Genomic DNA, 5,578 nt, shown 5'->3' with positions numbered 1-5,578 from the left:
AGTTGGTGGTGAAACTGCTCTTTAAAAATTAACAGCCGATAAGCGTGGGCGTTTGAAGGCGAGTGCCAGTGTCGCAAGACACATGGTCTTCGGACCTTTAAATGCTCATGGAAGTGAAGTTCACTTCAATTCTTTGAGTAGCAATAAAAGATCGAACTGAAGAGTTTGATCCTGGCTCAGATTGAACGCTGGCGGTATGCCTTACACATGCAAGTCGAACGGTAGGGGGAGCAATCCCCTGAGAGTGGCGAACGGGTGAGTAATACATCGGAACGTGCCCAGTCGTGGGGGATAACGTAGCGAAAGCTACGCTAATACCGCATACGACCTGAGGGTGAAAGCGGGGGACCGTAAGGCCTCGCGCGATTGGAGCGGCCGATGGCAGATTAGGTAGTTGGTGGGGTAAAGGCCCACCAAGCCTGCGATCTGTAGCTGGTCTGAGAGGACGACCAGCCACACTGGGACTGAGACACGGCCCAGACTCCTACGGGAGGCAGCAGTGGGGAATTTTGGACAATGGGCGAAAGCCTGATCCAGCCATACCGCGTGCAGGAAGAAGGCCTTCGGGTTGTAAACTGCTTTTGTCAGGGAAGAAATACTCTGGGCTAATACCCTGGGGTGATGACGGTACCTGAAGAATAAGCACCGGCTAACTACGTGCCAGCAGCCGCGGTAATACGTAGGGTGCAAGCGTTAATCGGAATTACTGGGCGTAAAGCGTGCGCAGGCGGTTCTATAAGACAGATGTGAAATCCCCGGGCTCAACCTGGGAACTGCATTTGTGACTGTAGAGCTAGAGTACGGTAGAGGGGGATGGAATTCCGCGTGTAGCAGTGAAATGCGTAGATATGCGGAGGAACACCGATGGCGAAGGCAATCCCCTGGACCTGTACTGACGCTCATGCACGAAAGCGTGGGGAGCAAACAGGATTAGATACCCTGGTAGTCCACGCCCTAAACGATGTCAACTGGTTGTTGGGAGGGTTTCTTCTCAGTAACGAAGCTAACGCGTGAAGTTGACCGCCTGGGGAGTACGGCCGCAAGGTTGAAACTCAAAGGAATTGACGGGGACCCGCACAAGCGGTGGATGATGTGGTTTAATTCGATGCAACGCGAAAAACCTTACCTACCCTTGACATGTCTGGAATCCCGAAGAGATTTGGGAGTGCTCGAAAGAGAGCCAGAACACAGGTGCTGCATGGCCGTCGTCAGCTCGTGTCGTGAGATGTTGGGTTAAGTCCCGCAACGAGCGCAACCCTTGTCATTAGTTGCTACGAAAGGGCACTCTAATGAGACTGCCGGTGACAAACCGGAGGAAGGTGGGGATGACGTCAGGTCCTCATGGCCCTTATGGGTAGGGCTACACACGTCATACAATGGCCGGTACAGAGGGCTGCCAACCCGCGAGGGGGAGCCAATCCCAGAAAACCGGTCGTAGTCCGGATCGCAGTCTGCAACTCGACTGCGTGAAGTCGGAATCGCTAGTAATCGCGGATCAGCTTGCCGCGGTGAATACGTTCCCGGGTCTTGTACACACCGCCCGTCACACCATGGGAGCGGGTTCTGCCAGAAGTAGTTAGCCTAACCGCAAGGAGGGCGATTACCACGGCAGGGTTCGTGACTGGGGTGAAGTCGTAACAAGGTAGCCGTATCGGAAGGTGCGGCTGGATCACCTCCTTTCTGGAAAATGCACTCAAATTCTTGCGCCCACACTTATCGGCTGTGAAACACAACAGCGACAAAGAGAAGTTCGCTCTCCGGTGAGGAGTGCGGAGGTCAGCGACGATCAGACGAGGGTCTGTAGCTCAGTCGGTTAGAGCACCGTCTTGATAAGGCGGGGGTCGTTGGTTCGAATCCAACCAGACCCACCACGTAGTGCAGGTCGATGCAGATCGCCGTGGGGGATTAGCTCAGCTGGGAGAGCACCTGCTTTGCAAGCAGGGGGTCGTCGGTTCGATCCCGTCATCCTCCACCACGTTCAGAAATCTTTGTCGGCTGTCGGTGCAAACCAAAGCGTCCAGGAAGTCGGCCAGGCAGGTCGGCGGTGCGGGCATTTTGGTTTGTCATCGAAAGATGGCTGTTGTTCTTTAAAAATTCGTAGAGTCGAATCAGCGTTGCTGATGAGAACATGAGGAAAGCATTCGATTCGTAAAGGTGTCGAGTGCACCGTGCCTCGTGTTCATGATCATCGGCAACATATTGATTGCGTCAAAACAGACTTCAACAAAGGCGGAGTGATCCGCAAGAGTTGCAAGTACGGCGAACGTGAATACTCAGAAAGACTGCACCGGCCTAGTCCGCTGGTGTGGTAGCAGTCCTTGACCGATGTCCGCGAGAGTGGATGTCAAAGTTATAGGGTCAAGTGACTAAGTGCATGTGGTGGATGCCTTGGCGATTACAGGCGATGAAGGACGTGGTAGCCTGCGAAAAGCTTCGGGGAGCTGGCAAATAAGCTTTGATCCGGAGATATCCGAATGGGGAAACCCACCCGCAAGGGTATCGCATGATGAATACATAGTCATGCGAGGCGAACCCGGCGAACTGAAACATCTCAGTAGCTGGAGGAAAAGACATCAACCGAGATTCCGAGAGTAGTGGCGAGCGAAATCGGAGGAGCCTGTACGTTTTAGCAGTCGACTTATCAGAACGGAATGGAAAGTCCGGCCATAGCGGGTGATAGCCCCGTATGAAAAAAGTGGGCTGTGGAACTGAGCGTACGACAAGTAGGGCGGGACACGTGAAATCCTGTCTGAAGATGGGGGGACCATCCTCCAAGGCTAAATACTCGTAATCGACCGATAGTGAACAAGTACCGTGAGGGAAAGGCGAAAAGAACCCCGGGAGGGGAGTGAAATAGATCCTGAAACCGCATGCATACAAAAAGTAGGAGCCCGCAAGGGTGACTGCGTACCTTTTGTATAATGGGTCAGCGACTTACATTCAGTGGCAAGCTTAACCGAATAGGGAAGGCGAAGGGAAACCGAGTCCGAATAGGGCGTCTTTAGTCGCTGGGTGTAGACCCGAAACCAAGTGATCTATCCATGGCCAGGATGAAGGTGCGGTAACACGCACTGGAGGTCCGAACCGACTAGTGTTGCAAAACTAGCGGATGAGCTGTGGATAGGGGTGAAAGGCTAAACAAACTTGGAAATAGCTGGTTCTCTCCGAAAACTATTTAGGTAGTGCCTCAAGTATTACCATCGGGGGTAGAGCACTGTTATGGCTAGGGGGTCATGGCGACTTACCAAACCATTGCAAACTCCGAATACCGATGAGTACAGCTTGGGAGACAGAGCACCGGGTGCTAACGTCCGGACTCAAGAGGGAAACAACCCAGACCGCCAGCTAAGGTCCCTAAGATTGGCTAAGTGGGAAACGAAGTGGGAAGGCTAAAACAGTCAGGATGTTGGCTTAGAAGCAGCCATCATTTAAAGAAAGCGTAATAGCTCACTGATCGAGTCGTCCTGCGCGGAAGATGTAACGGGGCTCAAGCCAGTCACCGAAGCTGCGGATATGCTTTATTGCATATGGTAGGAGAGCGTTCTGTAAGCCTGTGAAGGTGGGTTGTGAAGCCTGCTGGAGGTATCAGAAGTGCGAATGCTGACATGAGTAGCGTTAAAGGGGGTGAAAAGCCCCCTCGCCGAAAGCGCAAGGTTTCCTACGCAACGTTCATCGGCGTAGGGTGAGTCGGCCCCTAAGGCGAGGCAGAGATGCGTAGCTGATGGGAAACAGGTGAATATTCCTGTACCGATCCATAGTGCGATGTGGGGACGGAGAAGGTTAGCTCAGCCGGGTGTTGGATGTCCCGGTTCAAGCGTGTAGTCGTGCCTGGTAGGCAAATCCGCCAGGCTTAGATGAGGCGTGATAACGAGTCTGCTTGCAGACGAAGTGAGTGATACCCTGCTTCCAGGAAAAGCCACTAAGCTTCAGCTATGGATTGACCGTACCGCAAACCGACACTGGTGCGCGAGATGAGTATTCTCAGGCGCTTGAGAGAACTCTGGAGAAGGAACTCGGCAAATTGACACCGTAACTTCGGAAGAAGGTGTGCCTTTAGTAGGTGGACCCATTTACTGGGCGAGCCCAATGAGGTTGCAAAGAATCGGTGGCTGCAACTGTTTAATAAAAACACAGCACTCTGCAAAGACGAAAGTCGACGTATAGGGTGTGACGCCTGCCCGGTGCTGGAAGATTAAATGATGGGGTGCAAGCTCTTGACTGAAGTCCCAGTAAACGGCGGCCGTAACTATAACGGTCCTAAGGTAGCGAAATTCCTTGTCGGGTAAGTTCCGACCTGCACGAATGGCGTAATGATGGCCACACTGTCTCCTCCAGAGACTCAGCGAAGTTGAAATGTTTGTGATGATGCAATCTCCCCGCGGAAAGACGGAAAGACCCCATGAACCTTTACTGTAGCTTTACATTGGACTTTGAACAGATCTGTGTAGGATAGGTGGGAGGCTTTGAAGCAGTGCCGCTAGGTGCTGTGGAGCCAACGTTGAAATACCACCCTGGTGTGTTTGAGGTTCTAACCTTGGCCCGTGATCCGGGTTGGGGACAGTGTATGGTGGGCAGTTTGACTGGGGCGGTCTCCTCCCAAAGTGTAACGGAGGAGTTCGAAGGTACGCTAAATACGGTCGGAAATCGTGTTGATAGTGCATTGGCATAAGCGTGCTTGACTGCGAGACTGACAAGTCGAGCAGGTACGAAAGTAGGACAAAGTGATCCGGTGGTTCTGTATGGAAGGGCCATCGCTCAACGGATAAAAGGTACTCTGGGGATAACAGGCTGATACCGCCCAAGAGTTCATATCGACGGCGGTGTTTGGCACCTCGATGTCGGCTCATCTCATCCTGGGGCTGTAGCCGGTCCCAAGGGTATGGCTGTTCGCCATTTAAAGAGGTACGTGAGCTGGGTTTAAAACGTCGTGAGACAGTTTGGTCCCTATCTTCCGTGGGCGCTGCAGATTTGAGAGAGCCTGTTCCTAGTACGAGAGGACCGGAATGGACGCACCTCTGGTGTACCGGTTGTCACGCCAGTGGCATCGCCGGGTAGCTAAGTGCGGAAGAGATAACCGCTGAAAGCATCTAAGCGGGAAACTCGTCTCAAGATAAGATCTGCCGGGGCCTTGAGCCCCCTGAAGAGTCGTTCTAGACCAGGACGTTGATAGGCTGGGTGTGGAAGCGCAGTAATGCGTTAAGCTAACCAGTACTAATTGCTCGTGAGGCTTGACCCTATAACTTTGAGATCCTCCTGAACCTCGGTTCCCGGAGTCATCAAAGTGTCAATCCAGGACTGCATTCTGTAGTATTCTGTGAACCGTACTTCGTCTGTGACCCCAAGCCTCATCGGCCGGGCCGACGCAATCAATACATGATTCGACTCTATGAATTCGCTGAAGCGCCCGGTGCCCCTTCGCACCACAGCGCCTCAGCTGCCAGTTACGCCTGACGACCATAGCAAGGTGGTCCCACTCCTTCCCATCCCGAACAGGACAGTGAAACGCCTTCGCGCCGATGATAGTGCGCATTCGCGTGTGAAAGTAGGTCATCGTCAGGCTATTATTCGGAAAACGCCC

General features: G+C 53.0%; 2 tRNA genes and 3 rRNA genes. All 5 read left to right on the top strand.

The window, feature by feature from the left end:
- The first annotated feature begins 153 nt into the window (after positions 1-153).
- The 5 genes from C7444_RS19830 to rrf all read left to right on the top strand — a co-directional run bounded on the left by C7444_RS19830 (position 154) and on the right by rrf (position 5,559).
- Positions 154-1,680: ribosomal RNA gene (locus tag C7444_RS19830) — 16S ribosomal RNA — on the top strand.
- A gap of 114 nt (positions 1,681-1,794) precedes the next feature.
- Positions 1,795-1,871, top strand: a tRNA-Ile gene (locus C7444_RS19825).
- Positions 1,872-1,899: 28 nt separating this feature from the next.
- Positions 1,900-1,975, top strand: a tRNA-Ala gene (locus C7444_RS19820).
- A gap of 381 nt (positions 1,976-2,356) precedes the next feature.
- Positions 2,357-5,236 (top strand): 23S ribosomal RNA (locus C7444_RS19815).
- A 210-nt stretch (positions 5,237-5,446) separates the two neighbouring features.
- Positions 5,447-5,559: ribosomal RNA gene (gene rrf, locus C7444_RS19810) — 5S ribosomal RNA — on the top strand.
- Together the 16S, 23S and 5S rRNA genes with 2 tRNA genes alongside form the textbook arrangement of a ribosomal RNA operon.
- Positions 5,560-5,578 lie beyond the last annotated feature (19 nt).

Source organism: Sphaerotilus hippei, assembly GCF_003201595.1.
Classification (GTDB): domain Bacteria; phylum Pseudomonadota; class Gammaproteobacteria; order Burkholderiales; family Burkholderiaceae_C; genus Sphaerotilus; species Sphaerotilus hippei.
This window is presented reverse-complemented; position numbering and strand designations above follow the sequence as displayed.